This window comes from Actinomycetospora flava (assembly GCF_037400335.1).
In the GTDB taxonomy this organism is placed as follows: Bacteria; Actinomycetota; Actinomycetes; order Mycobacteriales; family Pseudonocardiaceae; genus Actinomycetospora; species Actinomycetospora flava.
In genome coordinates this window covers 72396-96847 of sequence record NZ_JBBEGM010000016.1, presented here as the reverse complement: position 1 = coordinate 96847, position 24452 = coordinate 72396, and the positions used below count along the sequence as shown (strand labels likewise).

At 73.9% G+C, this 24452-nt stretch carries 27 protein-coding genes; 12 read left to right on the top strand and 15 right to left on the bottom strand.

Annotated features, from left to right (window positions below):
- The first annotated feature begins 37 nt into the window (after positions 1–37).
- Genes WCD58_RS29220 through WCD58_RS29200 form a run of 5 tightly spaced genes read left to right on the top strand, consistent with a single transcriptional unit; the run spans position 38 to position 4458 of the window.
- Positions 38–1429: a phytoene desaturase family protein gene (locus WCD58_RS29220; protein WP_337706648.1), complete on the top strand. Its 1392-nt coding sequence runs from the start codon at positions 38–40 to the stop codon at positions 1427–1429.
- The gene (locus WCD58_RS29215; RefSeq protein ID WP_337706647.1) at positions 1429–2559 is read left to right on the top strand and encodes an LLM class flavin-dependent oxidoreductase; all 1131 of its coding nucleotides are present in this window, start codon (positions 1429–1431) and stop codon (positions 2557–2559) included. Before WCD58_RS29220 ends, WCD58_RS29215 begins: the two co-directional genes overlap by 1 nt.
- Positions 2556–2930, top strand: a complete 375-nt coding sequence (locus WCD58_RS29210) for a nuclear transport factor 2 family protein (protein WP_337706646.1) — start codon at positions 2556–2558, stop codon at positions 2928–2930. Before WCD58_RS29215 ends, WCD58_RS29210 begins: the two co-directional genes overlap by 4 nt.
- Positions 2927–3931, top strand: coding sequence for an LLM class flavin-dependent oxidoreductase (locus WCD58_RS29205; protein ID WP_337706645.1), 1005 nt, complete (start codon positions 2927–2929; stop codon positions 3929–3931). Before WCD58_RS29210 ends, WCD58_RS29205 begins: the two co-directional genes overlap by 4 nt.
- A complete protein-coding gene (locus WCD58_RS29200) occupies positions 3928–4458 on the top strand; it encodes a VOC family protein (RefSeq protein WP_337706644.1) in 531 nt (176 codons plus the stop codon). Before WCD58_RS29205 ends, WCD58_RS29200 begins: the two co-directional genes overlap by 4 nt.
- Positions 4459–4464: 6 nt before the next feature.
- Here the strand turns inward: WCD58_RS29200 and WCD58_RS29195 are convergent, their stop codons facing one another.
- Both WCD58_RS29195 and WCD58_RS29190 read right to left on the bottom strand, forming a co-directional pair.
- Positions 4465–4662, bottom strand: a complete 198-nt coding sequence (locus WCD58_RS29195; protein WP_337706643.1) for an Lsr2 family DNA-binding protein — start codon at positions 4660–4662, stop codon at positions 4465–4467.
- A gap of 85 nt (positions 4663–4747) precedes the next feature.
- Positions 4748–5230 carry a CGNR zinc finger domain-containing protein gene (locus tag WCD58_RS29190; protein ID WP_337706642.1) on the bottom strand — a complete coding sequence of 161 codons (483 nt, stop codon included), beginning with the start codon at positions 5228–5230 and terminating at the stop codon, positions 4748–4750.
- A 77-nt stretch (positions 5231–5307) separates the two neighbouring features.
- On the opposite strand from WCD58_RS29190, the gene WCD58_RS29185 reads away from it, so the two are divergent.
- The gene (locus tag WCD58_RS29185) at positions 5308–5466 is read left to right on the top strand and encodes a hypothetical protein (RefSeq protein WP_337706641.1); all 159 of its coding nucleotides are present in this window, start codon (positions 5308–5310) and stop codon (positions 5464–5466) included.
- An 81-nt stretch (positions 5467–5547) separates the two neighbouring features.
- Here WCD58_RS29185 and WCD58_RS29180 read toward each other — a convergent pair whose 3' ends face one another.
- Positions 5548–6387 carry a sterol desaturase family protein gene (locus WCD58_RS29180; protein ID WP_337706640.1) on the bottom strand — a complete coding sequence of 280 codons (840 nt, stop codon included), beginning with the start codon at positions 6385–6387 and terminating at the stop codon, positions 5548–5550.
- Positions 6388–6479: 92 nt separating this feature from the next.
- On the opposite strand from WCD58_RS29180, the gene WCD58_RS29175 reads away from it, so the two are divergent.
- A complete protein-coding gene (locus WCD58_RS29175) occupies positions 6480–7781 on the top strand; it encodes a hemolysin family protein (RefSeq protein WP_337706639.1) in 1302 nt (433 codons plus the stop codon).
- On the opposite strand, the gene WCD58_RS29170 is transcribed toward WCD58_RS29175, so the two are convergent.
- On the bottom strand, positions 7778–8476 hold the full coding sequence (locus WCD58_RS29170) for an SDR family oxidoreductase (protein WP_337706638.1): 699 nt from the start codon (positions 8474–8476) through the stop codon (positions 7778–7780). The genes WCD58_RS29175 and WCD58_RS29170 overlap by 4 nt on opposite strands.
- Entirely contained in the window at positions 8473–9684 is a 1212-nt protein-coding gene (locus WCD58_RS29165; RefSeq protein WP_337706637.1) for a thiolase family protein, read from the bottom strand. Before WCD58_RS29165 ends, WCD58_RS29170 begins: the two co-directional genes overlap by 4 nt.
- 12 nt (positions 9685–9696) lie before the next feature.
- Between WCD58_RS29165 and WCD58_RS29160 the strand changes: the two genes are divergently transcribed.
- Positions 9697–10179, top strand: coding sequence for a GNAT family N-acetyltransferase (locus WCD58_RS29160; protein ID WP_337706636.1), 483 nt, complete (start codon positions 9697–9699; stop codon positions 10177–10179).
- A complete protein-coding gene (locus tag WCD58_RS29155; RefSeq protein WP_337706635.1) occupies positions 10176–10517 on the top strand; it encodes a UBP-type zinc finger domain-containing protein in 342 nt (113 codons plus the stop codon). The genes WCD58_RS29160 and WCD58_RS29155 overlap by 4 nt, the downstream gene beginning before the upstream one ends.
- Before the next feature lie 4 nt (positions 10518–10521).
- On the opposite strand, the gene WCD58_RS29150 is transcribed toward WCD58_RS29155, so the two are convergent.
- Positions 10522–11271, bottom strand: coding sequence for an FAD-binding oxidoreductase (locus WCD58_RS29150; RefSeq protein ID WP_337706634.1), 750 nt, complete (start codon positions 11269–11271; stop codon positions 10522–10524).
- On the bottom strand, positions 11246–11854 hold the full coding sequence (locus WCD58_RS29145) for a sulfite oxidase-like oxidoreductase (RefSeq protein WP_337706671.1): 609 nt from the start codon (positions 11852–11854) through the stop codon (positions 11246–11248). The genes WCD58_RS29150 and WCD58_RS29145 overlap by 26 nt, the downstream gene beginning before the upstream one ends.
- Positions 11855–12048: 194 nt before the next feature.
- Between WCD58_RS29145 and WCD58_RS29140 the strand changes: the two genes are divergently transcribed.
- The 3 genes from WCD58_RS29140 (at position 12049) to WCD58_RS29130 (ending at position 15225) form a co-directional block, all read left to right on the top strand.
- Positions 12049–12459, top strand: coding sequence for a GlcG/HbpS family heme-binding protein (locus WCD58_RS29140; protein WP_337706633.1), 411 nt, complete (start codon positions 12049–12051; stop codon positions 12457–12459).
- A 63-nt stretch (positions 12460–12522) separates the two neighbouring features.
- On the top strand, positions 12523–13566 hold the full coding sequence (locus WCD58_RS29135) for an LLM class flavin-dependent oxidoreductase (RefSeq protein WP_337706632.1): 1044 nt from the start codon (positions 12523–12525) through the stop codon (positions 13564–13566).
- The gene (locus tag WCD58_RS29130) at positions 13567–15225 is read left to right on the top strand and encodes a class I adenylate-forming enzyme family protein (protein ID WP_337706631.1); all 1659 of its coding nucleotides are present in this window, start codon (positions 13567–13569) and stop codon (positions 15223–15225) included.
- On the opposite strand, the gene WCD58_RS29125 is transcribed toward WCD58_RS29130, so the two are convergent.
- The 8 genes from WCD58_RS29125 to WCD58_RS29090 all read right to left on the bottom strand — a co-directional run bounded on the left by WCD58_RS29125 (position 15226) and on the right by WCD58_RS29090 (position 24322).
- The gene (locus tag WCD58_RS29125; RefSeq protein WP_337706630.1) at positions 15226–16035 is read right to left on the bottom strand and encodes an oxygenase MpaB family protein; all 810 of its coding nucleotides are present in this window, start codon (positions 16033–16035) and stop codon (positions 15226–15228) included. It lies immediately after the preceding gene.
- A complete protein-coding gene (locus WCD58_RS29120; RefSeq protein WP_337706629.1) occupies positions 16032–17168 on the bottom strand; it encodes an acyl-CoA dehydrogenase family protein in 1137 nt (378 codons plus the stop codon). Before WCD58_RS29120 ends, WCD58_RS29125 begins: the two co-directional genes overlap by 4 nt.
- A gap of 16 nt (positions 17169–17184) precedes the next feature.
- Positions 17185–17871, bottom strand: coding sequence for a GntR family transcriptional regulator (locus tag WCD58_RS29115; protein WP_337706628.1), 687 nt, complete (start codon positions 17869–17871; stop codon positions 17185–17187).
- Between the two features lie 46 nt (positions 17872–17917).
- Positions 17918–19219, bottom strand: a complete 1302-nt coding sequence (locus WCD58_RS29110; RefSeq protein ID WP_337706627.1) for an MFS transporter — start codon at positions 19217–19219, stop codon at positions 17918–17920.
- A gap of 11 nt (positions 19220–19230) precedes the next feature.
- On the bottom strand, positions 19231–20034 hold the full coding sequence (locus WCD58_RS29105) for an IclR family transcriptional regulator (protein ID WP_337706626.1): 804 nt from the start codon (positions 20032–20034) through the stop codon (positions 19231–19233).
- A 164-nt stretch (positions 20035–20198) separates the two neighbouring features.
- Complete coding sequence (locus WCD58_RS29100; RefSeq protein WP_337706625.1) at positions 20199–21374, bottom strand: cytochrome P450; 1176 nt, start codon at positions 21372–21374, stop codon at positions 20199–20201.
- Between the two features lie 68 nt (positions 21375–21442).
- Positions 21443–22603, bottom strand: coding sequence for a PucR family transcriptional regulator (locus tag WCD58_RS29095; protein ID WP_337706624.1), 1161 nt, complete (start codon positions 22601–22603; stop codon positions 21443–21445).
- A 72-nt stretch (positions 22604–22675) separates the two neighbouring features.
- Positions 22676–24322: a flavin-containing monooxygenase gene (locus WCD58_RS29090; RefSeq protein WP_337706623.1), complete on the bottom strand. Its 1647-nt coding sequence runs from the start codon at positions 24320–24322 to the stop codon at positions 22676–22678.
- Positions 24323–24452: the final 130 nt, after the last annotated feature.

The window sequence follows — 24452 nt, the reverse complement described above, 5'->3', positions numbered from 1 at the left end:
CGCTGTCGAACGGTCGTTTGGTAGACGGGAGTCGCGGATGGCGAAGTACGACGTCGTGGTCATCGGAGCCGGTGCCGCGGGGCTGACGGCGGCGTCGCTGCTCGCCGTCGAGGGCAAGAGCGTCTGCCTGCTCGAGCGCTCGCCGTACCTCGGAGGCCGGGGCATGGCGGTGCCCGACGAGGGGTTCACGGTCAACGTCGGTGGCCACCTCATCGAGGACCCCGGGTCCGGGCTGACCAAGGTCTTCGAGCACGTCGGCAAGACGCTGCACCACGGCGAGGTCTCCGCGGAGATGCCCGTCTGGGACCACGAGAAGAACCGCTGGGGCTCGATCCGCGACCGCTACTCGGGCAGCAAGGGCGAGCTGAAGAAGGTCATCAGGGCGCTGCTCGAGACCGAGTGGGACGAGCTCGACCGCTGGGACGACAAGCCGCTGCGCCAGTGGCTGCACCAGTACACCGACGACCAGGGCGTGATCGACCTCTTCGAGTTCATCACCGTCCTCGAGTGCATGACCGACAACTGGTGGGACCACTCCGCCAGCGACAACCTCTTCCCCCGCAAGATGCACTTCGCCGAGCGGAACACCGCCGCCTACTCGTGCTGGCCCGGGCAGGGCTGGGACGGCATGTGGGCCGACCTCGCCGACGCGTTCCGGCACGCCGGCGGCGACCTGCGCCTGTCCACCCCCGTCGAACGCGTCGTCATCGAGGACGGCGTCACGAAGGGCGTCGCGATCGCCCGGCAGCCCCGGGTGCTGCCCAACGAGTTCTTCGAGGAGGAGATCCTCGAGGCCGACCACGTCATCTGCACCCTGCCGGTCTGGCACGTGCTGAACGTCGTCGACGAGGGCGACCTGCCCGACTGGTACGCCGAGCAGATCAAGTTCCTCGCCCAGGACAAGTTCCGCATCGCCTGGCTCGGGCTCTACCTGGCGACCGAGGAGCCCGTGCACCAGTACGACCCGCGCGAGCTCTCGACGTGGCTGAGGACGCCGAACACCGAGCTCGGCGGCTTCATGTTCAACCAGACCGCGATGGACCCGACGTGCTCGCCCGAGGGCACCCAGCTGCACGTGATGGGCGGGGTGTTCCCCGGCGAGAAGGGCCGGGACCGGGCCTGGCTGCGCCGCGAGATGGAACGCTTCGAGGCGGACGTCGTGACGATGTGGCCCGGGTTCGGGAAGACGGTCTGGCGCCGCCGCCACCTCGTCTTCGAACCCAGCTTCGGGGTCATCCAGAAGCCCGGGCTGGTCGGGCAGTACCGGCCGCACTGGCGCCCGCCGCGCCCCGAGGGCCTGTGGTTCGCCGGCGAGACGTTCCGCAGCCGCGGGGTCGGCACCGACCGGGCCGCACGCGCCGCGCTCACCGTCGTCGAGGAGTACCTGGGCCGCCGCCTGGCGACCTTCGGGGACGGGTGGCGCTACTGATGCCGGGCATCGGAGCCCAGAAGAAGATCGAACTCGGCGTCCCCGGCCAGATCATGCCGCCGGCGGCGGCCGCGGTGAAGTTCGCGAAGCGCAGCGAGGACGAGGGCTTCGACGCCGTGTGGTGGCCCGACCACCTCATGGGCTGGCACCCCGACACCATGTGGACGCCGGACCTGACCCCGCTCGCGGAGCACCAGGCCAACCCGCACGTCTACTTCGACCCCGCCGTGATGATGGGCGTCGTCGGCGCGGCCACCGAGCGGATCAGGGTCGGCGTCTGCGTCACCGACCTCATCCGCCGCCACCCCGCGATGGCCGCGCAGACCGCGCTCACGCTCGACCACGTCACCCGGGGCCGCGCGATCATCGGGCTCGGCAGCGGCGAGCAGCTCAACGCGACGCCCTACGGGATGCCGTTCGACAAGCCGGTCGCGCGCCTCGAGGAGGGCATCGACGTGATGCGCCTGCTCATGACCGCCGACGGCCCCGTCGACCACAAGGGCCGCTTCCACCGCCTCGACAGGGCCGTGCTCGGCCTCCGGCCCTACGGCGAGCGGCCCCCCGAGATCTGGACCGCCGCCCACGGCCCGCGGATGCTGCGCCTGACCGGGCGCAAGGCCGACGGCTGGCTGCCGACCAAGCTGGGCCCGGCGGAGTACGGGGACGCGCTCGCCACGATCCGGCGGTCGGCGGAGGACGAAGGAAGAGACCCCGACGCCATCACCCCCGGCATGCTCGGCTACGTCCTCATGGGTCCCGACGCCGAGACCGTGCAGCGGCTCACCGAGGCGCCGCTGGTGCGCGCGCTGTGTGTGCTGCTGCCCGCGCAGGTGTTCCGCGACCTCGGGGTCGAGGGCCCCTACCCCGACGGCTCCGGGTTCCACGACTTCATCCCGACCGCCATCGACCGCGCCGAGTCCCTGCGGATCATCGACGCCATCCCGCCCGCCGTGGTGCGCCACTACGCGTTCTGCGGCACGCCCGACGAGGTCGCCGAGCAGGTCGAGGAGTACGCGGAGAAGGGCCTGCGCCACCTCGTCATGTGGAACATCACCGCATTCGGCGACCCGGGCCTCGCGCGCTGGTCGTTCGGGGCGATGTCGGAGCTGCGGAAACGGCTCGGCCGGTGACGCCCCCGGCCGTGGAGCGCTACTTCGCCGCCGTCAACGCCGAGGACTGGGCGGCGATCCGCGAGGTCTTCGCGCCCGACGCGGTGCTGGTCAGCGTGGGCGCGCCGACGCGGACGGGACGCGACGAGATCGCCGCCCACTTCCCGAAGGTCCTCGCCGCGCTGCCCGTGCACCACGACGAGCCGACGCGCGTCGTCGTGGCGGGCGCCGTCGTCACCGTCGAGATCCACTTCTCCGGACGCACGAGCGCCGGCGCGCCCGTCGAGTTCGACGCCGTCGACGTCTTCGACCTCGCGGGTGACGGCACGACGATCGAGCGGCTCTCCACCTGGTACGACACCGCGGCGGTGGCCCGTCAGGTACGACCGTGACCGTCCTGGAAGGCCTCGGCGTCACCCTGCCCGTCGACGAGGGCCTGTCCGCCGGGCAGTACCTCGACCTCGCACGGCTCGCCGAGGACGCCGGCTGCACGGACGTGCTGGTCGGCGAGGTCGCCGGACCCGAGGTCTTCGCGATGCTCGGCATGATCGCCGCCTCGACGAGCCGCATCCGCCTCGGCAGCGGCATCGTCGGCGTCTACCCGCGCACCGCGGTGCTCACCGCGATGGGCTTCACGACGCTGGCCTCGCTGGCGCCGGGACGGGTGCTCGCGGGGCTCGGCGCCTCGAGCCCGATCATCGTCGAGCAGTGGCACGGGCTCGCGTTCGACGCCCCCCGCGGCCGCGTCGAGGAGTACGTGGCCGCGCTGCGCGCGGTGTTCCGCGGCGAGCGCACCGCCCTCGAGGGCGACCACGTCCGCTCGCACGGCTTCCGCGCCGCGATGGCGCCCGTCGACGTCCCCGTCCTCGTCGCGGCGATGAACCCCCGGATGCTGCGGGTCGCCGGAGCGATCGCCGACGTCGCGTTCCTGACCTGGACCCCGCCCGACGAGTACGGCCCGAAGATCGCCCTGGTCCGCGAGGGCGCCGAGGCCGCGGGCCGCGACCCGGACGAGGTCGGGATCGCCGCGTCGTTCTGGGCCTACGCCGGCGACCGGGTCGACGAGGCCTCGGAGCGCCTGCGCCGGTTCGTGCTGCAGTACGCGATGGTCCCGACGCACCGGCCCTCGTTCCGCGGCAGCTTCGCCCGTCTCGACGAGGCCGCCGAGGCGTGGGCGAACGGCGACCGCAAGGCGGCGCTGAAGGCCGTCGACGACCACGCCGTCGACGCCATGTGCGCGCTCGGGACCGGCGCCGACGTGGCCCGCCGCGTCGAGGTGATGCGCGCCGCCGGCGTGGACCTGCCCATCGCGCTGACGCCCGGCGCGGTCCCCGGCGATCCCGACGGTCCGGCGGCGACGATCGAGCGCATGGCGGCGGAGGTGCGAGCGTGATCCCGGCCGACATCCCCGCTGACGCCGGCGTGCGGTGCGTCGACCACGTCGCCGTGGCCGTCCGCGACGTCGGCGCCGCCGCCGCCCTGTTCGGGATCGCGCTGGGCGGGCGGTTCCTCTTCGGCGGCGACAACGACCACCAGGGCATCCGCATCGCCCAGTTCGCCCTCCCGGGCGGCATGAAGATCGAGCTGATCTCCCCGCTGCGCGACGACGCCCCGGTCGCCCGGTTCCTCGAGCGCCGCGGCGAGGGCGTCCACCACCTCACGCTGCTGGTCGAGGACGTCGAGGTGGCGGTGGCGCGCCTGACGGGCCTCGACTACGAGGTCGTCGACGTGGATCTGGGCAGCCGCTACTGGCGCGAGGCGTTCGTCCGCCCGCGCTCGGCCTTCGGCACCCTGCTGCAGCTCGCGGACACGACGAAGCGCTGGGACGAGCCCGCCGCCTCGGGGATCACGCTCGACGACGTCCTCGCCGGCCGGGTCGTGTTCACCGAGGACGAGCGGGCCGTCCTCCGCGAGGGCTGATACCCCTTACTCCCAGGTCTGCCGGCGCTTGTACTCCGCCATGATCTCCTGCGGGAGCGGGCCGGTGGCCGGGACGGCCAGGCCCTTCTGGCGTGCCCACATCCGTGCGGCTTCGACGAGGCCGGAACGATTGCCCGCGGGAACGGGCTCGTCGGCGTCGTGACGCTCGCGGGGAGCGGTGGGTTCGCGCTTCGCGTCGGTCATGCGAGTACCTCCGATGACCCATCGGTGACACCGTTGTCACCGCTGTGCCGCGGCACCGGCGGCCGCCGGACCGCTGTGACCCACGTTACGCGCCCGCGACCGCCCGCGCTCCGGCGCGGTGGCGACGCACGGCGTCCCGGTTCGCGCAGGCCGGCGTGCAGTAGCGCTGGCGGCCGGTGCGCGAGACGTCGGCGAAGACCTGCTCGCAGCCGTCCGCGGCGCACCGCGCGAGCCGGTGCATGCCGCGCGCGGTGAGGTGCAGCGCGGTCCCGACGCTCACGAGCGAGCGCAGCAGCGCGGCGAGCGTCATGTCGTCGTCGCGGTAGTGGATGTGCCAGCCGGAGCCGGCGTGGTCGGTGAGGCGGGGGTGCGCGGTGGACGTGGCCAGCAGGGTGTTGAGCAGGTCGGCGCGTCGGTAAGGGGTGTCGGCGTCCACGACCTCCACCCAGCGTGCGAGGTACTCACCGACCGCCTCCAGGTCGCGGTCCACCGCGGGCCGGTCGACGTCGAGCCCGGCGGCTCGACAGCGCTCGTCGAGCGCCGCGGCGGTCGCCGGCGGGCGGTTCACGAGGTCCGCGGCCAGGAGAACCGCATCACGCCCGTAAGGGTTGAGGTGCACAAGCCCATGACACCACGGTGGACGCCATGAGAGAACACGAGTGGTCCACCGTCTCCACCCACCGCACCGCCGAGGGCGTGGTGCGCTACCAGCGCTGCCACTGCGGTCGCTGGCGGACGCTGCAGGGTGTGGAGGTGATCGCGGCGCCCACCGCGTCCTGCTCGCCGCTGCGGGCGGCCGCCTGACCGGTCACGCGTCGGGATGGTCGGCGAGCGGGCGGTGGGGTCGGTCCCGGGGACGGAGCCGGCCCGGCGTTCTCGACACCGCTACGACGGTCGCCACCCCGGCGGGCGGAAGACGTAGCCCAGGCGCTCGCGCCACCCCGTCGCCCGGCGCAGATCCCGGCCGATCGCCCCGAACTCGCGGTACTGCAGCCCGAGGATCGAGCGGGTCTCCACGGGGTGGGTGAGCCCGTAGGTCGGGCGGCGCACCTCCTCGGCGAACGTGCCGAACAGGCGGTCCCAGACGATGAGGATGCCGCCGTAGTTCCTGTCGAGGTACTCCGGATCGCTGGCGTGGTGCACGCGGTGGTGCGAGGGCGTGTTGAACACGAGCTCGATGGGACGCGGCAGCCGGCCGACCCTCTCGGTGTGCACCAGGAACTGGTAGACGAGGTTCACCGAGAACGCCGTGAAGATCATCCAGGGCGGCACGCCGAGCAGCGGCAGCGGCGTCCAGAACAGCACCTCGAACCACGGGTTCCACTTCTGGCGCACCGCGGTCGAGTAGTTGAAGTAGGTGCTGTTGTGGTGCGCCTGGTGCGCGGCCCACAGGAGCCGGATGCGGTGCGAGCTGCGGTGGTAGGCGTACCAGAGCAGGTCGACGGCGAGCAGGACACCGACCCAGGTCGTCCAGTGCGACGGGTCCACCCGCAGCGGCGTCAGCTCGTAGAGCGCCGCGTAGCCGATCAGCGCGAGCCCGCGCGCGATCGCGGTGAACACCAGCGAGCCGAGCCCCATGGTGATGCTGGTCGCTGCGTCCCGGCGTTCGTAGCCGCGCAGGTCGTCGTCGGAGAAGACGTGGAAGGACACGGCCTCGAGCACGATGAAGACGACGAAGAACGGCGCCGCCACGACCACGGGGTCCCGCAGGGTCTCCGCCAGCATCGCGCCACTGTGATCGGCCGATCGGACGAGGGCAAGGCCCCGCTGATCACCACCCGACGAGACCGATACCTCACGACTGTCAGGATCACGTGGTGGACGTCGTGCTCGAGCTCGGGCTGGTACTGGTCTTCGTGCTGATCGGCGGGTTCTTCGCCGCCGCCGAGATCGCGCTGGTGTCGCTGCGCTCCGGCCAGGTGTCCGCCCTCGCCGAGCGGGGGTCGCGCGGCCGCGCCGTGGCCCGCCTGCGCGGGGACTCCAACCGCTTCCTGTCCGCGGTGCAGATCGGCGTGACGTTCACCGGGTTCTTCGCCTCGAGCTACGGCGGCGCCACGCTCGCGGGCCGCCTCGAGCCGGGGCTCACCGGGATCGGCCTGCCCGTGGCGCTCGCCGCGACCGTCGCCCTCGTGCTGGTCACCGCGCTCGTGTCGTACCTGTCGCTCGTGGCGGGCGAGCTCGTGCCCAAGCGGCTGGCCCTGCAGAACCCGGAGGGCGTGTCGCTGACCACCGCCCCGGTGCTCGACCGCCTCGCCTCGCTGACCCGCCCGCTGATCTGGCTGCTCTCGGTGTCGACGAACGCCGTCGTGCGCCTGCTCGGCGTCGACCCGAAGCACACCGAGGACGAGGTCAGCGAGGACGAGCTGCGCGACATGGTGCGCACCACCAGCACGCTGACCGACGACGAGCGCCGCCTGCTGACCGACGCCTTCGAGGCGACCGACCGGGTGCTGTCCGAGGTGATGATCCCGCGCACCGAGGTCGACTTCCTCGACGCCGACCTCACCGCCGCCGAGGCCGTCGCGCAGATCTCCGACCGGCCGCACTCGCGCTACCCCGTGATCGGCGAGTCGGTCGACGACGTCGTGGGCTTCGTGCACGTCCGCGACGTGCTCACCGCCCACGTCACGGCCGAGGGCGCGTCGCCGACGCTGCGCGAGATCGCCCGCACCATCACCGTCCTGCCCGGCAGCAAGCCGGTGATCGACACCCTCTCGCTGCTGCGGCGCGGCGGCGGGCACCTCGCGCTCGTCATCGACGAGTACGGCGGCACCGACGGGATCGTGACCGTCGAGGACCTCGTCGAGGAGATCGTCGGCGAGATCCGCGACGAGTACGACCCGGCCCACGCCGTCCGCCCGGCGTCCGACGGCGCGCACGAGCTGGACGGGCTGCTGCACCGCAGCGAGGTGGCCGAGCAGACCGGCATCGAGCTCCCCGAGGGGTCCTTCGACACCCTGGGCGGCTTCGTCCTGCAGCTGCTCGGGCGCACCCCGCAGGTCGGCGACGCCGTCGAGGAGCTCGAGCACCGCTTCGTCGTCACCGCCGTCGACGGGCACCGGGTCTCGCGGGTGCGGATCACGCCGCTGGTCCGCGAGGAGGCCACGGAGAGCGGCTAGATCTCCAGCCCCTTCGGCGGCCCCGCCAGCGCCTCCTTGAGCGCGCGGCTCGGGCCGTCGGCGAGCACCTCCTCGGCGCCCGACTCCAGCGCGTCGACGATCAGCCGCGCGACCGTCGGTGCGGCGATCTTCGGGACGTCGAGGTGGGCGACCATGTCGGTGTCCATGAAGCCGAGGTGCACCCCGACGACCTGCGTCCCCTGGTCGCGCAGCTCGGCGCGCGCGGTGTTGGTGAACGACCACGCCGCCGCCTTGGTGGCCGAGTAGGAGCCTGCGCCGGGCATCGCCGCCCACGACAGCGCGGACAGCACGGTGACCGCCGCGCCGCCGCCCCGCCGCGCGAGGACCGGGGCGAACGCCCGCAGGAGCGCGACGGGTCCCCAGAAGTTGGTCTCCATCTCGGCGCGGGCACGCTCGGGGTCGGCCGTCAGCAGGGAGCCGGCGCCGCCGACGCCGGCGTTGTTGACCAGGATGTCGACGTCGCCCGCGCGCTCGGCGGCGGCGCGGACGGTCGCGAGGTCGGTGACGTCGAGGCGCAGCGGCACGACGCGGGGGTCCTTGTGCGCCGCGGTGCGGGGGTCGCGGGCTCCCGCGTAGACGGTGCCCGCGCCGCGGGCGAGCAGCTCCTCGACGAGCGCGGCGCCGAGGCCGCGGTTGGCGCCGGTGACCAGCGCGTTCGTTCCCGAGATGATCATCGGTCGAGCCTCTCCACGATGGTGGCGTTGGCCGTGCCGCCGGCCTCGCACATGGTCTGCAGGCCGTAGCGCCCGCCGGTCTGCTCGAGGACGCCGAGCAGGGTCGTCGCGAGCCGGGCGCCGCTCGCGCCCAGCGGGTGGCCGATCGCGATGGCGCCGCCGTGGACGTTCACGCGCGACGGGTCGGCGCCGGTCTCGGCGAGCCAGGCCAGCACCACGGACGCGAACGCCTCGTTGACCTCGAACGCGTCGACGTCGTCGAGCGCGAGCCCGGCGCGGGCGAGGACCTTCGCCGTGGCCGGGATGATCCCGGTGAGCATGAGCACCGGGTCGTCGCCGGTGACGGTCGCCGTGTGCACGCGCGCCCGGGGCGTCCAGCCGTGCGCGGCCGCCACCTCGGAGGTCGTCACGAGCAGCGCCGCGGCGCCGTCGTTGACGGGGCTCGCGTTGCCCGCGGTGACGCTCCAGTCGAGGGCGCCGAAGCGCTCGGTCCAGTGCTCGGCGGCGAAGGCGGGCCGCAGGCCGGTGAGCGCCTCGAGGGTGGTGCCGGGGCGGATCGTCTCGTCGGTCTCGAGCTGCGCGACCGACCCGTCCGCCCGCGGCGCCTTCAGCGGGGCGACCTCGCCCGCGAAGCGGCCCTCCGCCCAGGCGACGGCCGCCTTGCGGTGGCTGGCCAGCGCGAACTCGTCCTGCTGCGCCCGCGAGAGCCCCCAGCGCCGCGCGATCAGCTCGGCGCTCACGCCCTGGGGGATGAGGCCCGGCGCGTAGCGGGCGCCCACCGACGGGCCCGGGACGTCCTGGCGCACGCCGTCGACCAGCGTCTGGCTGCCGATCGGGATGCGCGACATCGACTCCACGCCCGAGGCGATCGCGATGTCGTAGGCCCCGGCCATCACACCCTGGGCGGCGAACGACAGGGCCTGCTGGCTCGACCCGCACTGCCGGTCGACGGTCACCCCGGGCACCGACTCGGGGAAACCGGCGGCGAGCGCCGCGAAGCGCGTCGTGTTGCCGCTCTGCTCGCCGACCTGCCCGACCGCGCCGCCGACGACGTCGTCGACCTCGGCCGGGTCGAGACCCGTCCGGTCGACGAGCGCCCGCAGCACGTGCGCGTGCAGCTCCACCGGGTGCACCCCGGCGTACGCGCCACCGGGCTTGCCCTTGGCGAGCGGGGTGCGCACCGCGTCCACGATGACCGCGTCCCTCATGGCTCCTCCTCGATGTGGACCGACCGGTCCCGGACCGATCGGTCCGAATACTTCGCCTCCCCCTGGACGACGTCAACGCCGGGTGCTCCACTTCACCGGCGCCGCGGGGTGCGGCGGGAGCAGGATGAGGAGATGGACGAGAACAGCGAGATCGACGTGCGGGAGGAGCCGGACCGCCGGGCGTTCGTGCTGCGCGTCGACGGCGCCGAGGCCGGGCGGGTCGTCTACCACCGGCGACAGGGCGGCGGCGACGTGCCGGCGGCGATCGTCCTGATCCACACCGAGGTCGACGACGCCTACGCCGGCCGCGGGCTCGCGGGACGGCTGGTGCGCGCGGTGTTCGACGCCGCGCGGGCCGAGGGCGTCGTGCTCGTGCCCCGCTGTCCCTACGCGCAGCAGTGGCTGGGCAAGCACCCCGACTACCTGGCCGACGTGCCCGCGCACGACCGCCAGGAGCTCGGGCTGGACGAACCGCACCGCGAGGAGGCGTCATGACGACCGAGATCGACCCGCACGCGGAGCCGTCGGGCACCGGCTGTCTCGAGTGCGACGCGAACGGCGGCTGGTGGTTCCACCTGCGCCGGTGCGCCGCCTGCGGGCACATCGGCTGCTGCGACTCGTCACCGAGCCAGCACGCCACCCGCCACGCCCGCGAGCAGGGGCACCCGATCCTCACCAGCTTCGAGCCCGGCGAGGACTGGTTCTTCGACGACCGCGACGGCTCCGTCGGGCACGGTCCCGTCCTGGCCGGTGCGCAGAACCACCCCGAGGACCAGGGCGTCCCGGGGCCGACGGCGCGGGTCCCGAAGGACTGGCAGCGCCGCCTCCACTGAGTTGTCAGCCCGTGGGGCCGAAGCGCTCCACGCGGATCGTCCTCGACGGCTGGCCGGCGTCCATGAGCAGCGTCTCCATGGCGCCGGTGAAGCGCGCGGAGCCGCAGAGGTAGACGGTCGCCTCGGGGTCGACGAACCCGGCGATCGTGGCGGGGTCGAGGCGCCCGCCGCCCGGCTCGCGGGTCAGGGCGATGCGGGCGCCGGCGGCCTCGAGCTCGTCGGCGTAGGGCAGGCGGGCCCGGGTCGTCGCGCTGACCGCCATCCGCAGCCGCTCGGGGTGCCCGAGGTCGACGGCGTGGCGCAGCATGCCGCGCAGCGGGGCCACGCCGCTGCCGCCGCCGATCGCGACCGCCGGGGTGCGCCCGTTCCAGACGAACCAGCGCCCGATGGGTCCGCGCACCTCGAGGTCGTCACCGGGCTCGACGACGTCGGCGAGGAACGTCGACACCTCGCCGTCGTCGATGCGCTCGACGAACAGCTCGACGAGGTCGTCGCCGGGCGCCGAGGCGACCGAGTAGGACCGCTGCGCGGTGTAGCCGTCGGGCGCGCGCAGGCGCACGACGTAGTGCTGGCCGGGGTGGTGCTGGACGCGCTCCGGGACGGCGAGGCGCAGCACGACCGCGTCGGCGCCCGGGTGCGCGACCTCGACGACGCGGGCGTCGCGCCACTTCGCCGCGGCCCGGCGGTCGTTGGGGCCGCCGGCGCGGTCGTCGGGGACCGCGAAGTCGTCAGTCCCCGTCGAAGCGCTGCTCACGCCAGGGGTCGCCTCGCTCGTGATAGCCGTTCACCTCCCAGAAGCCGGGCTCGTCGTGGTCGAGCAGGGTGATCCTCTCGATCCACTTCGCGGACTTCCAGAAGTAGAGGTGCGGCACGAGCATCCGGACCGGTCCGCCGTGGTCGCGCGTCAGCGGCTTGCCCTCGTGCTCCCACACCAGCCACGCCTTGCCGCCGCGCACGTCGTCCAGCGGCAGGTTGGTGGTGTAGCCCGTGGTCGAGGTCTCGACGACGAACGTGGCCTCCGGCTTGACCCCGACCGCGTCGAGCAGCGTGTCGAACGAGATGCCGGTGAAGTTGGTGTCGAGCTTCGACCACGTCGTCACGCAGTGGATGTCGCCGGCGTAGACCGACGGGGGCAGCAGCCGCAGCTCCCGCAGCGTCCAGGTGGTCGGCTTGTCGACCAGCCCGTCGACGGTGACGCTCCACCGGTCCGCGTCGACGCGCGGCGTCGCCTCGGCGGTGAGCACGGGCCACCCCGCCCCGACGTCGTACTGCCCGGGGGGCAGGCGCGGATCGCGCTCCCGCCGCCGCCCGAGGAACCCGCGCGTGGTCGCCACGATGATCACTCCGTCCTCGCGTCACTCCCCGTCGACACTAACCGGTCGTGGCCCCGGCGACGTCCCTCCGACGGCCCAGCGCATCGTGAGTCCGATGACGCCGCGGGGATCGACGGGAGCCCGGCGACACCGCCACGATGGGCGGGGCGTCGACCCGTCCGGCGTGCGGACCGCCCGTCGTCCGGAGAGGACCCGCCATGCGCACGATCGAGACCGTGACCCTGGAGGACGCCCGCCGCGTCATCGCCGCCGGCGAGCAGGAGGCGGCGAACCAGGGCCAGCCGATGAACATCGCCGTCGTCGACGCGGGCGGCGTGCTCGTCGCCCACATCCGCCAGGACGGCGCCTGGATCGGGAGCGTGGACGTGGCGATCAACAAGGCGTACAGCGCCCGCGCGTTCGACGTCGCCACCGCGGGGCTCGGCGAGAACGCCCAGCCCGGCGGGCAGTTCTTCGGCATCCAGGACTCGAACCACGGCCGTGTCATGATCTTCGCCGGTGGTGAGCCGCTGATGTCCGGCGACACGGTCGTGGGAGCCGTGGGCGTCAGCGGCGGCACCGGGGAGCAGGACCAGGCGGTGGCCTCCGCGGCGGCCGCCGCCCTCTGAGGGGAACACCGCGCGACGGGCGGTCGTTGCGCGAGGCACCGGATCCACCGGAGAGGAGCTGCCGTGCCCACGCCCGACGTCCCGCTCGAGAAGCTGGGATTCCTGACGCTCGGACTGTTCGACGGCGACGATCCCGGTCCCGGCATGGAGAGCACGCTGGAGGTCATCGAGCTGGGCGAGCAGCTCGGCTTCGACAGCGCCTACCTGCGCCACCGGCACTTCCAGACCGGCATCTCGTCGCCGATCGCGATCATGGCGGCCGCCTCGCAGCGCACGTCGAAGATCGCGATGGGCACCGCGGTCACGCCGCTGGGCTGGGAGAACCCGCTGCGCATGGCGGAGGACCTCGCCACCGTCGACATCCTGTCCGGCGGGCGGCTCGAGCCCGGCTTCAGCGTCGGCCCGCCGATCCACTGGGACGACGTCAAGGGCGCGCTCTACCCTGACACCGCCGACCGCGAGGACCTCACCTACGAGCGGGTCGCCCGGCTCCTGCGGATGATCCGCGGCGAGGCGGTCAGCACGTTCTCGGGCACCGCGGGCTTCGAGGAGTTCTCCGCCCGGGTCGAGCCGCACTCCCCCGGCCTCGGCGACCGCATCTGGTACGGCGCCGGCAGCAAGCGCTCGACGCAGTGGGCCGCCGAGCAGGGGCTCAACCTGCTGACCAGCAACATCATCAAGCCCGAGGACTCGGACCTCGAGACCGACGGCAAGTGGGACTTCGCCGCCATCCAGCAGCGCCAGATCGCGCTGTTCAAGGCGCACCACCCCGACGGCGACGCGGCGCGCGTCTCGCAGGGCCTCGTCGTGATCCCGACCGACTCGGCCACCCCCGAGCAGCGCGCCAAGTACGAGGCGTACGTCGAGAAGCGCACCCCGCGCACCGCGGCACCGATGGGCCCGCCCGGGCCGGGGCTGCTCGCGGCGCCGGACGTGCTGGGCACCTCGGACGAGGTCGCCGAGAAGCTGTACGCCGACGCCGCGTTCCGCGAGGTCCGCGAGGTGGTGTTCGCGCTGCCGTTCACCTTCGAGCACGAGGACTACGTGCAGATCCTCACCGACATGGCCACCAAGCTCGGCCCGGCGCTCGGCTGGAAGCCGGCCTAGATGGCGGACGCCGACGAGGTCGGCCTCGGCCCGGTCCTCGCCGCGCTCACCGCGCCGGGCGGCGAGTTCGCCCTGGTCGACACGGTGGTCGACGGCGTGCCGATGCGCGTCCACGAGCGCGGGCCGCACACGCTGCGGGAGCTGTACCTGGCGACACCGGCCCCGGACGACCGCGTGTTCACGGTCTACGGCCACGAGCGCGTCACGTACGGCGAGCACCGGCGCCTGGTCGCGGCCCTGGCGTCCTGGCTCGCCGAGCAGCGCCTGCGCCCCGGCGACCGCGTCGGGGTGGCCATGCGCAACGTCCCGGAGTGGACGGTCGTGTTCTGGGCGGCGATGGTCTCCGGCCTGGTCGTGGTGCCGCTCAACGCGTGGTGGACGGGTGAGCAGCTCGCCGGCGCGATCGCCCACGCCGACGCCCGCGTGGTCGTGGCCGACCCCGAGCGGGTGGCGTCGCTCGCCGGCCGGTCGACCCCTCCCCTGGTCCGGGTGCGGGGCGAGGGACCGACACCGCGCGGGGTGGTCGCGTGGGACGAGGTCGTGCTCGGCGACACAGGCCTCCCCGATGTCGAGGTCGCCCCGGACGACGTGGCGACGATCATCTACACCTCGGGCACCACCGGCGCGCCCAAGGGCGTCGTCGGCACCCACCGCAACCACGTCGCGAACGCGCTCAACGTCGCGTGCCTGGGCCGGGCGAACGCGCTGCTCACGGCCCGGGCCGCCCCGTCGCGGCCCGGCACGCTGCTCGCCTACCCGATGTTCCACATCGCCGGACTCAACGGGCTCTACGGGGCCGTGCTCTCCGGCGCGACGCTGGCGCTGCTCCACCACTGGGACCCCGACGAGGCCCTGCGCCTCATCGCGACCGAGCGGCTGACGGGCGCCTCGGGCGTCCCCTCGGTGCTGCGCGACGTGGTCGAGCTGGCGATCGAGCACCCGGAGCAGACCGCCTCGCTGACCCGCGTCGCGATGGGCGGCGCGCCGATCCCGCCGTCGCTGGTGCGCCGCGTCGCCACCGAGCTCGCCGGGCGCGCGTCCGCGGCCAACGGCTACGGCGCCACCGAGACGACGTCGGCGGTCTGCGCCAACACCGGCGCCGACTACGCCGCGCACCCCGACAGCGTCGGCCGGCCCGTCCCCGGCACCGAGCTGCGGATCACCGACCCCGTGACGGGCGACGAGGTGCCCGACGGCGAGGTCGGCGAGCTGTGCTTCCGCGGCCCGCAGATCATGCGCGGGTACTGGCGCAACGACGAGGCCACCGCCGCCGTCCTGCACGACGGCTGGCTGCGCAGCGGCGACCTCGGGCTGCGCCGCGACGGCTGGGTGCACGTGGTCGACCGCGCCAAGGACGTCGTGGTGCGCGGCGGCGAGAACGTCTACTGCGGCGAGGTCGAGGCCGCGCTGCTCGCGCAGCCCGGCGTCCTCGAGGCCGCCGTGGTCGGCGTCCCGCACCCGCGGCTCGGCGAGGACGTCGCCGCCGTGCTCGTCGCCGCGCCCGGGACCAGCCCGGACACGGCCGCGCTGCAGGCCGCCCTCGGCGCGACGCTGCCGGGGTTCGCGGTGCCGGCGACGGTGATCTGGCGCGGGGAGCCCCTGCCGCGGACCGCCACCGGCAAGATCCTCAAGGACACGCTGCGGCAGGAGCTGGCCTGATCAGACCAGCGGCCGCCCGAGCGCCCGGCGCACGCGGAGGTCGGTGAGCGTCGTGCTGTAGGGCGCCTGCTTCACGACGTCCGGGAGCCGGTGGAGGACGGCACCGAGCCGGCGCAGGTGCGTCTCGAAGCGGCGCTGGTCGTCGCGCGACCACTCGAGACCCAGGAGCCCGCGGAACGGCTCGTGCAGGAAGCCGGTGGTGAGGAACGTCCGCGGGGACGCGGTGGCCCGGCGGACGGGCTCGGGCAGGAAGTCGCCGCGGATCAGGCGGGTGAAGTAGGCCCGCACCGCGTCGTCGATCCGCACGTGCGCGAGCCCGTCGTCCCACGCGTCGTCGAACGCGGCACGGTCGGGCGGCCACTGCTCGGGGCGCATCTGCAGCGTGGTGCCGAGCGTCGCGCACTCCCGGTACACCCCGTCGGGCAGGCGCATCCCCGGCTCGCCGGCGAGCAGGCCCCACGTGTCCTCGAACGCCCGGTACAGGCACAGCGCCACCCAGCGCTGGAGCTCCGGGTCGAACGCGTCGTAGGCGACGGGGCTCTCGGCGGTCGCGTGTACGTGGGCGTGCGACCGGCCGACCGCCCGCCGGTAGTCCGCGCGCTCCTCGTCGGTGCCGAGCAGGGCGACGGCGAGGTAGGCGTTGGTCGTCCGGAAGCGGTGCAGCGGGTGGAGCATGACGTTGCCGGAGTCGACCCGGCTCTCGGCGACCCCGTGGCCGACGCCCGGCCACGACAGTTCCATGATCACGTTCGCGGTCGCCGAGAGCACCACCGGGCCGAGGACGAGGTCCTCGGCCGCCGCGGGGATCACAGGCCGTACGACTTGCCGATGATGTCGCGCTGGATCTCGCTGGTGCCGCCGTAGACGGTCGAGACGACGCTCTGGCGCAGCAGGCGCTCCATGCCGTACTCGGTGGCGTAGCCGTAGCCGCCGAGCATCTGCATGCCCTCGAGCGAGAGGTGCTTGGCGATCTCGGTGGCCTTGAGCTTCGCCATCGACGCCTCGCGCGGGAACAGCGCGCCCGGGTTGGCGTCGATGGTGCGCGCGGTGTCGTGCACCAGGAGCTTCGTGGCGGCGAGGTCGGTGGCGTTGTCGGCGATGCGGTGACGCATGGCCTGGAAGCTGCCGACCGGCCGGCCGAACTGGTGGCGCTCCTTGACGTAGGCGACGGTGTCGTCGAACGCCCGGCGCGCGAGCCCGAGCATGAGCCCGGCGAGGATCATGCGCTCGAGGTTCAGCCCGGCCATGAGCTGGCGCCAGCCCTGCCCCTCGGCGCCCACCACGGCGTCGGCGGGCAGGTGGCAGTCGGTGAAGTAGAGGTCGTTGACCTCCTTGCCGCCCATGGTCTCGATGCCATGGATCTCGAGGCCCTCGGCGTCGGTGGGGACGACGAACATGGTCAGGCCCTCGTGCTTGCCGCCCTCGGTCGACGTGCGCGCGACCAGCAGGATCGTCTTCGAGATGTGGGCGTTGGAGCACCACGTCTTCTGGCCGTTGATCACCCAGCCGTTCTCGGTCTTCTCCGCCTTGCAGGTCAGCCCGCCGACGTCCGAGCCGGCGCCGGGCTCGGACATCGAGATCGCCAGCAGCTCGCCGTTCACGACGCCGCCGAGCAGCTCCTGCTTCTGCTCCTCGGAGCCGTTCCGCTCGATGGCGGCCGCGGTGATGATCGTCGTGCCGAAGCCGCCGATGGGGATCTGGTGGTACGAGGTCTCCTCGAGGAAGACGAGCAGGTCGGTCATCGACCCGCCCGACCCGCCGTACGCCTCGGGCAGCGCGATGCCGAGCCAGCCCTGGTCGGCCATCTTGCGGTAGATCTCCATCGAGTGCGGGCCCTCGGCGGTCAGCTCGTCGCGGCGCGCCTTGTCGGGCACCTCGCGGCGGCCGAACTCGCCGATGGCGTTCGCGAAGTCCTGCTGTTCCTCGGTCAGGGTGACGGGCATCGTCGGCTCCTCCTGATCAGCGTGCGTCGTCCCAGAAGCCGACCGCCTCGAGGTGGGCGACCAGCAGGTCACGCCCGTCGAGGACGTGACCCTCCATCGCCGCTCGGGCGGTGTCGGCGTCGCCCGACGCGAGCGCGTCGAGCAGCGTGCGGTGGGCCGCGACGGTGGCGGTGCGCCAGTCGCGGCGGTCGGTGTAGAAGCGCGGCGGCAGGTAGTGGGCGGCGCGGCCCACGAGCCAGGCCAGCTTGCGGGCGCCGGCGGCGCGGTTGAGCGCGGCGTGGAAGCGGCCCTCGGCGAGGGCGAGGTCGCCGGGATCACCGGTCTCGATGAGGGCGTCGACCTGGGCGGCCTTCTCCCGCAGCGCCCCGAGCCCGTCGACGTCGAGCGCCCCTGCCGCCCGGGCCGCCAGCTCGCCGGTGAGCCGGGCCTGCACGGCGAACAGGTCGAGGACGTCGTCGCGGTCCAGCGGCGCCACGACGAAGCCGCGCCGGGGCAGCGCGCGCACCATGTCGTCGGCCCGCAACGCCTGCAGCGCCTCGCGGACCGGCGTCGGGCTGACCCCGAGCTCGACCGCGAGGCGGTCCGGCCGCAGGAAGGTGCCGGGGCGCAGGTCGCCCGACAGGATCTTCTCCCGCAGCTGCAGCGCCACCTGCTCGGGCAGCGCCGGGGCGTCGCCGAGCAGCGCCGTGTCGGAACCACTCACAGCGTCGGACCATATCCTATGGGATTTGGCGCGGCCAGGGTGCGGGTCAGGCGGCGACGGCCTCCCGTGTCCCCGAGCGCCGCACGATCCGGTCGGCGGCCAGGGCGCCGAGGCCCGAGATCAGGGTGATGAGGACGAGGTAGCCCGCCGCCCCGGTGATGCCCAGCGGCGAGGCGAGCAGCAGCGTCGTGAAGATCGGGGCGAGCGCTCCGCCGACGATCGAGCCGAGCTGGTAGCCGACGGACGCGCCGCTGTAGCGCACCTCGGTGGGGTAGCACTCGGCGGCGAGCGCGGCGGACGGCCCCCACATCGGCGCCGAGGCCCAGCGCGCCGCGGCCACGGCCAGCGCGATGAGCAGCAGCGACCCCGTCGCCAGCAGCGGCAGGAACACCGCGGCGACGACGGCCGTCGCGAGGCTGCCCGCGACGATCGTGCGCGCGAGCCCCCAACGGTCCGCGCCGGCGGAGACCCACAGGATCAGCGGCACCTCGAGGACCGCGACGACCAGCACGATCGCGATCAGCGGCGCGCGTGGCAGGCCGAGGGTGCTGGTGCCGTACTGGATCGTGTACGTCGCAGCCATGTAGCCGATGCCCGTGATGCCGGTGAACATCGCGATGCCGCACAGCACCTGCGGGAAGTGGTGGCGCAGCACCGACGCCAGCGGCAGCGCCATCGACCCGGCGCGGCGGACGGCCACGAACTCCGAGCTCTCCTCGATGCGCAGCCGCACCCAGAGCCCGACGAGCACGAGCACCGCGCTGAGCAGGAACGGGACGCGCCAGCCCCACGCCGAGAACGCCTCGGCGGGCATCGCCGCCGCGAGCACGAGGAACATCGCGTTCGAGGCGATCAGCCCGATCGGCACCCCGAGCTGCGGGAAGCTGCCGTAGAAGGCGCGCTTCGACTCCGGCGCGTGCTCCACGGAGATCAGCACGGCGCCGCCCCACTCGCCGCCGACCGCGAAGCCCTGCACGAGGCGCAGCACGACGAGCAGGATCGGGGCGAGGGCCCCGACGGCGGCGTAGGTCGGGAGCAGGCCGATGAGGGTCGTCGCGACACCCATCGTCACCAGCGTCGTCACGAGCGTGGCCTTGCGCCCGATCCGGTCGCCGAGGTGCCCGAACACGACGCCGCCGATGGGCCGCGCGATGAACCCGACCGCGAAGGTCGCGAACGCCGCGAGCGTGCCGGTGAGCGTGGAGACCTGGGGGAAGAACTGCGGCGCGAACACCGTCACGGCCGCCAGGCCGTAGATGTAGAAGTCGTACCACTCGATCGACGTGCCGACGAGGCTCGCGAGGGCGACCTTGCGGACCTCCCGACCGGAGCGGGTCTGCTCGGACATGGGATCTCCCGTCAGGGGTTCGGCAGGGTCCGGCGACGGCGCCCCGCCGCCAGGGCGTGCGAGACGCCCGCGGCGCTCGTGCGCACGAGCGGGGCGAGCACCGAGACCGGCGGGTTGCCGTGGTGGGCGACGACCGACAGCGCGGCCACGACCTCGCCCGAGGCGTCGCGGACCGGGGCGGCGACGGAGGTGGCGTCGTCGGTGATCTGGCGCTCGCTCACCGCGTAGCCGCGGGTCCGGATGGCGGCGAGCATCTCCCGGATCCGGACGGGGTCGGTGAGCGTGTAGGGCGTGTGGCGGGTGAACGGGCCCTCGAGGACGCGCTCGACCACGGCCGCCGGCGCGTGCGCGAGGAGGACCAGCCCGACCCCGGTCGCCGTCATCGCCCACCGGCCGCCGACGCGGGTCAGGACGCCGACCGCGCGGGTGCCGGCGAGACGCTCGACGTAGACGATCTCGTCGTCCTCGCGGACCGCGAGCTGCACGTTCTCGCGGGTGACCGCGCACAGGTCCTCGAGGTAGGGCAGCGCCCGCTCGCGCAGGCCCGGCCCGCGCGGCGCCAGCGCGCCGACCTCCCAGAGCCGCAGGCCGACCTGGTAGCGGCCGTTCCCGTCGCGTTCCACGGCGCCCCAGGCCTCGAGCTCGGCGACGAGGCGGTGCGCGGTCGAGAGCGGGACCCCGGACCGGCGGGAGATCTCGCTGAGGGTCAGCGTCGGCCGGTCGTCGGAGAACGCCTCGAGCAGGCGCAGCGCGCGGGCCACGACCGGGCCCGTCGACACCCGTTCCGAGCGGTCGACGGCATGCGTGACCGTCATGGGCCCTCCGGTGACGTCGGCGACACGGATCGCCGGAGTGTGCGGCTCGTCACGCCCCGTGCCCAACGCCGGTTTCCGGATGCCGGAAGCCCGGATGCCGGGAATCGAGCGCGTGGCGCTACGGACGTTCAGTGTCAGCGACGCCACGTCGCTGACACTCCGGACTACGCGGGGACCAGGCGCACGGGGACGGTGGCGAAGCCGCGCAGCCAGTTCGACAGGCGCGGCCGGGACTCCCCGGTGGGTTCGATGCGGGCCACGCGGCGCGCCAGGGCGCCGAGGAGCGCCTCGGCCTCCATGCGCGCGATCACCTGCCCGACGCAGTTGTGCACGCCCGCGCCGAAGGAGGTGTGGCCCGCGGTGCGCCGGTGCAGGTCGAAGTCGTCGGGGTCGGCCCAGCGGCGCGGGTCGCGGTTGGCGGCGCCGAGCATCATGAGCAGCTTCTCCTCGGGGGCGATCGTCGTCCCGCCGACCGTCACCTCGCGCGTCGCCGTCCGTCCGATCACCGGGCTCGGGGTGTGGAGGCGCAGCCCCTCCTCGAACGCCGCCCGCGCGAGGCCGGGGTCGGCGTGCAGGGCGGCCCACTGGTCGGGACGGCGGGCGAGCTCGTGCACCACGGAGCCGAGCGCGAGGATCGTCGTGTCGATCCCGGCGGACAGGAACGAGCGCACGAGCAGCGCGGCGTCGTCGACGCCGATGTCCCCCGCCTCGGCGTAGGCGTAGATCGCCGCGCCGATCCCGTCGTCGGTCAGCGCCTCGCGCCGCATCTGCCAGGTCACGTACTCGCGCGCCCGGCCGGCCCGCCGCTCCGCGTCCGCGCGCAGCTCGTTGTGCGGCCCCATCGACTCGAAGTTCAGCGCCGCGTACGGCAGCAGGTGCTCGCGGCCCTCGGGCGCCATGCCGACCGCGTCGGGCAGCACGGTCATCGGGAAGCGCTCGGCCAGCGCGACCGCGGCGTCCACCTCGCCGGCGTCGACGGCGTCGTCGACCACTCCGGACGCGACGACCGCGAACCGCGACGCCAGGTCCGCCAGCGCCCGCGGCGAGAGCACCCGGTTCATCACCCGGCGCGCGGCGGTGTGCGCGGGCGGGTCCGCGTCGAGCAGCACGCTGGGCGGGCGCCAGCCCTCGCCGCGCCGGATGTCGGCGAGCCCCGTGCCCGCCGCCGACGACCACGTCCCCCAGTCGCGGAAGATCGCCGCGACCTCCTCGTGCCGCCCCGCGGCCCACACCCCGTGCGCGGGCAGCCACACCACCGGCGCGGCCTCGCGGATCGCGGTGTCGGCGGAAATCGGGTCGGCGAGGACGTCGAGGGCGAACGGGTCGACGTCGAGCTGCATCCCGCCATCCGAGCACCCGAGCGATCGGCGAGGCACCCCGTTCCCGGATGCCGGGAGGCCGACGAGGTCTACCCGTCGTCGTCCGCGGCGACGAGCGCGAGCCCCAGCAGCAGGCGGTCGCGGGCGTCGGCGAGCCGGCGGCCGGTGAGCGCCTCGAGCCGCGAGAGCCGGTACATCACCGTGTTGCGGTGGCAGTACAGCGCGCCGGCGGCGTGCGAGGGCGAGCCGTCGGCGTCGAGCACCGCGCGCAGCGTCGCCAGCAGGGTCGCGCGCTCGGGGGCGGGCAGGTCCAGCAGGTCGCCGAGGGCGGCGCGGCGCAGGCGGGGCACGAGGTCGGCGGCCTCGGCGAGCAGGGCCTCGGGCAGCCGGTCGTCCAGGTCGGCGACCGCGCCGGCGCCCGCCGGGAGCGTCCGCGCGGCCAGGCGCGCCCACCGGTACGCGACGTCGAGCTGGCCGAGACCGGGCACGGCCGGGGAGACGCCGACCGGCCCGGTCGCGTGCGGGCGCAGCGCGGCGACGACCTCCTCGACCTGCCAGCCGACCACCACCCCGACGACCTCCGCGGACCGCACGTGCCAGAACGAGGCGACGGGCAAGGGGTCGTCGTCCCCCGCCGGCGCCACCACGCAGACGACGGGCGCCTCGGGGTCGACGTCGAGCTGGCGGGCGGCGTCGTGGGCCCACGCCGGCTCGTGCCCGCGCCCGGCGAGCAGGCCCTCGAGCACCGCCCAGCGCCGGCCGATCTCGAGCCCGCGCAGGCGCGTCTCCTCGCGGCGGTAGGCGTCGACGAGGCGGTCGGAGCTGGCGTCGAGGATGCGCCACACGTCGTCGGCGACGACGAGCAGGGCGCCGTCGTGCTCCCCGGCGAACCGCTCGCGCGACACCGCGCGCATCCGCTCCCACACCAGCCGCCCGCACTGGCGGTAGGCGCGCAGCATCACCTCGAGCGGCACGCCCTGGCGCGCCCGCCGACGCCCGGTGTCGACGGTGAGCGCGCCGGCGTCGACGTCGGGCGGGAGGTCACCGGCGAGCTGGGTGAGCAGGCGCTCCAGGCTCGCCCGGCACGTCGTGCGCAGGTCGTCGTGCACGGGGACGCCCAGCACGCCGTAGACGTCCTCGCGCTCGAGGATGCGGGCGGTGAGGCAGTCGGCGAGGTCGTCGACCTCCTCGAGCAGCGCCCGGCACAGCACCGTCAGCGAGTCCCGGGCCGTCCCGGCGGGCGCCACCATCGGCGCAGCATGCCGTGCGCGGAGCCCTGCGGTCCACGTCACATCCTGTGCTCGGCGCCCAGTCGGCGCCCCTCAGACCCCCGAGCGGACCCCGGACCGGGTGAGCGCGAAGCCCTCGTAGCCCTTCGCCGCGACGTCGTCGCAGATCCCACGGTAGGTCCCGACCCCGCCGACGTACGGGTAGAGGCTCCGCGGCTTGCCCGGGATGTTCGCCCCGACCCACCAGGAGTTCGCCCGCGGCAGCAGGGTCGCGGCCGAGACCTCGTCGTGGTGGGCGATCCAGGCGTCCTCGGCCTCGACGGTCGCCTCGATGCGCTCGACGCCCTGCTCGCCGAGGTGGCGCAGACAGTCCGCCACCCAGTCGACGTGCTGCTCGATGGACACGACCATGTTGCTCATCACCGACGGGCTCTGCGGGCCGGTGAGCATGAAGAGGTTCGGGAAGTCGTGCGTCGCGATCCCGAGGTAACTGCGCGGCCCCTCGGCCCACTTCTCGGTCAGCGCCACGCCGTCCCGGCCGGTGATGCCGAGCCGGAACAGGGTGCCCGTCATGGCGTCGAACCCGGTCGCGTAGACGATGCTGTCGACCTCGTACTCGCCGTCCGCGGTGCGCACCCCCGCGGGCGTGATCGCCTCGATCGGGGTGCGGCGCGCGTCGATCAGCGTCACGTTCTCGCGGTTGAAGGTCTCGTAGTAACCGTTCTCCAGCGGCGGGCGCTTGGTGAAGAACGGGTGGTCGCTCGGGGCGAGCATCTCGGCGATGCCCGGGTCGTCGACCCGTTCGCGGATCTTGCCGCGGAGGAACTCGGCGGCGGTCTCGTTGGCGTCCTCGTCCAGGAGCAGGTCGTTGAACGTCGTCCCCAGCCGGAACCCGCCCTGCGCCCAGGCCGCCTCGAAGATCTCGCGACGCTCGTCGTCCGGGACGGACAGCGCGGTGCGGTCGGCGACGTCGTACGGGAAGCCGAAGGCCGTCTCGCGGGTGCGCGCCCAGATCGCCCGGTAGTCGTCCTTGATCCGGCGGTCGAACTCCGGGGTGACCGCGTGGTTGCCGCCGGCGATGTCGTAGTTCGGCGTGCGCTGGAAGACGGTCACGTGCGCGGCCTGCTGGGCCACCTCCGGGATGAGCTGCACCCCGGTCGCCCCGGTACCGATGACGGCGACCCGCTTGCCGGTGAAGTCGACCCCCTCGTGCGGCCAGGTGCCCGTGTGGTGGGAGTCGCCGCGGAAGCTGTCGCGCCCGGGGAAGTCGGGCAGGTTCGTGGTGGACAGGCACCCGACGGCGGTGATGAGGAAGCGCGCCGTGACCCGCCCGCCGTCGTCGGTCTCGACGGTCCAGCGCCCGGCGTCGTCGTCCCACGCGGCCCCCACGACGCGGGTGCCGAACCGGATGTCGCGCCGCAGGTCGAACCGGTCGGCGACGTGCTGCAGGTAGCGGAGGATCTCCGGCTGGCCCGCGAAGCGCTCGCTCCACGTCCACTCCTCGAGCAGGTCGGTGGAGAGCCGGTCGGAGAAGCTGTAGAAGTAGCTCTCGGAGTCGCAGCGCGCGCCCGGATAACGGTTCCAGTACCAGGTGCCGCCCACGTCGTCGCCGGCCTCGAACACCTGCGTCGAGAGGCCGAGGCCGTCGCGCAGCCGGTGCAGCATGTAGAGCCCCGAGAACCCGGCGCCCACGACGACCGCGTCCACGGTCTGGTCGGCGGTCCGATCCGTGCTGGTCATGACGCCCTCCGGGATCGCGACACCACGGTCGGTGTGGCGCCTGTCACACCGAGTGTGGATCCCCGGCCCGGAGCCGCGCATGTCCCGCCGGGACGAATCCCGGTGATCGGTTCGCCCTCGGCGGGCGCAC

What these genes read in the sequence shown, in the direction of transcription:
- WCD58_RS29220 (WP_337706648.1), top strand. Translation starts at nt 38, where the DNA reads ATGGCGAAGTACGACGTCGTGGTCATCGGAGCCGGTGCCGCGGGGCTG.
- WCD58_RS29215 (WP_337706647.1), top strand. Translation starts at nt 1,429, where the DNA reads ATGCCGGGCATCGGAGCCCAGAAGAAGATCGAACTCGGCGTCCCCGGC.
- WCD58_RS29195 (WP_337706643.1), bottom strand. Translation starts at nt 4,662, where the DNA reads ATGACCGACGCGAAGCGCGAACCCACCGCTCCCCGCGAGCGTCACGAC.
- WCD58_RS29185 (WP_337706641.1), top strand. Translation starts at nt 5,308, where the DNA reads ATGAGAGAACACGAGTGGTCCACCGTCTCCACCCACCGCACCGCCGAG.
- WCD58_RS29180 (WP_337706640.1), bottom strand. Translation starts at nt 6,387, where the DNA reads ATGCTGGCGGAGACCCTGCGGGACCCCGTGGTCGTGGCGGCGCCGTTC.
- WCD58_RS29170 (WP_337706638.1), bottom strand. Translation starts at nt 8,476, where the DNA reads ATGATCATCTCGGGAACGAACGCGCTGGTCACCGGCGCCAACCGCGGC.
- WCD58_RS29165 (WP_337706637.1), bottom strand. Translation starts at nt 9,684, where the DNA reads ATGAGGGACGCGGTCATCGTGGACGCGGTGCGCACCCCGCTCGCCAAG.
- WCD58_RS29160 (WP_337706636.1), top strand. Translation starts at nt 9,697, where the DNA reads ATGTGGACCGACCGGTCCCGGACCGATCGGTCCGAATACTTCGCCTCC.
- WCD58_RS29155 (WP_337706635.1), top strand. Translation starts at nt 10,176, where the DNA reads ATGACGACCGAGATCGACCCGCACGCGGAGCCGTCGGGCACCGGCTGT.
- WCD58_RS29140 (WP_337706633.1), top strand. Translation starts at nt 12,049, where the DNA reads ATGCGCACGATCGAGACCGTGACCCTGGAGGACGCCCGCCGCGTCATC.
- WCD58_RS29130 (WP_337706631.1), top strand. Translation starts at nt 13,567, where the DNA reads ATGGCGGACGCCGACGAGGTCGGCCTCGGCCCGGTCCTCGCCGCGCTC.
- WCD58_RS29120 (WP_337706629.1), bottom strand. Translation starts at nt 17,168, where the DNA reads ATGCCCGTCACCCTGACCGAGGAACAGCAGGACTTCGCGAACGCCATC.
- WCD58_RS29110 (WP_337706627.1), bottom strand. Translation starts at nt 19,219, where the DNA reads ATGTCCGAGCAGACCCGCTCCGGTCGGGAGGTCCGCAAGGTCGCCCTC.
- WCD58_RS29105 (WP_337706626.1), bottom strand. Translation starts at nt 20,034, where the DNA reads ATGACGGTCACGCATGCCGTCGACCGCTCGGAACGGGTGTCGACGGGC.
- WCD58_RS29100 (WP_337706625.1), bottom strand. Translation starts at nt 21,374, where the DNA reads ATGCAGCTCGACGTCGACCCGTTCGCCCTCGACGTCCTCGCCGACCCG.
- WCD58_RS29095 (WP_337706624.1), bottom strand. Translation starts at nt 22,603, where the DNA reads ATGGTGGCGCCCGCCGGGACGGCCCGGGACTCGCTGACGGTGCTGTGC.
- WCD58_RS29090 (WP_337706623.1), bottom strand. Translation starts at nt 24,322, where the DNA reads ATGACCAGCACGGATCGGACCGCCGACCAGACCGTGGACGCGGTCGTC.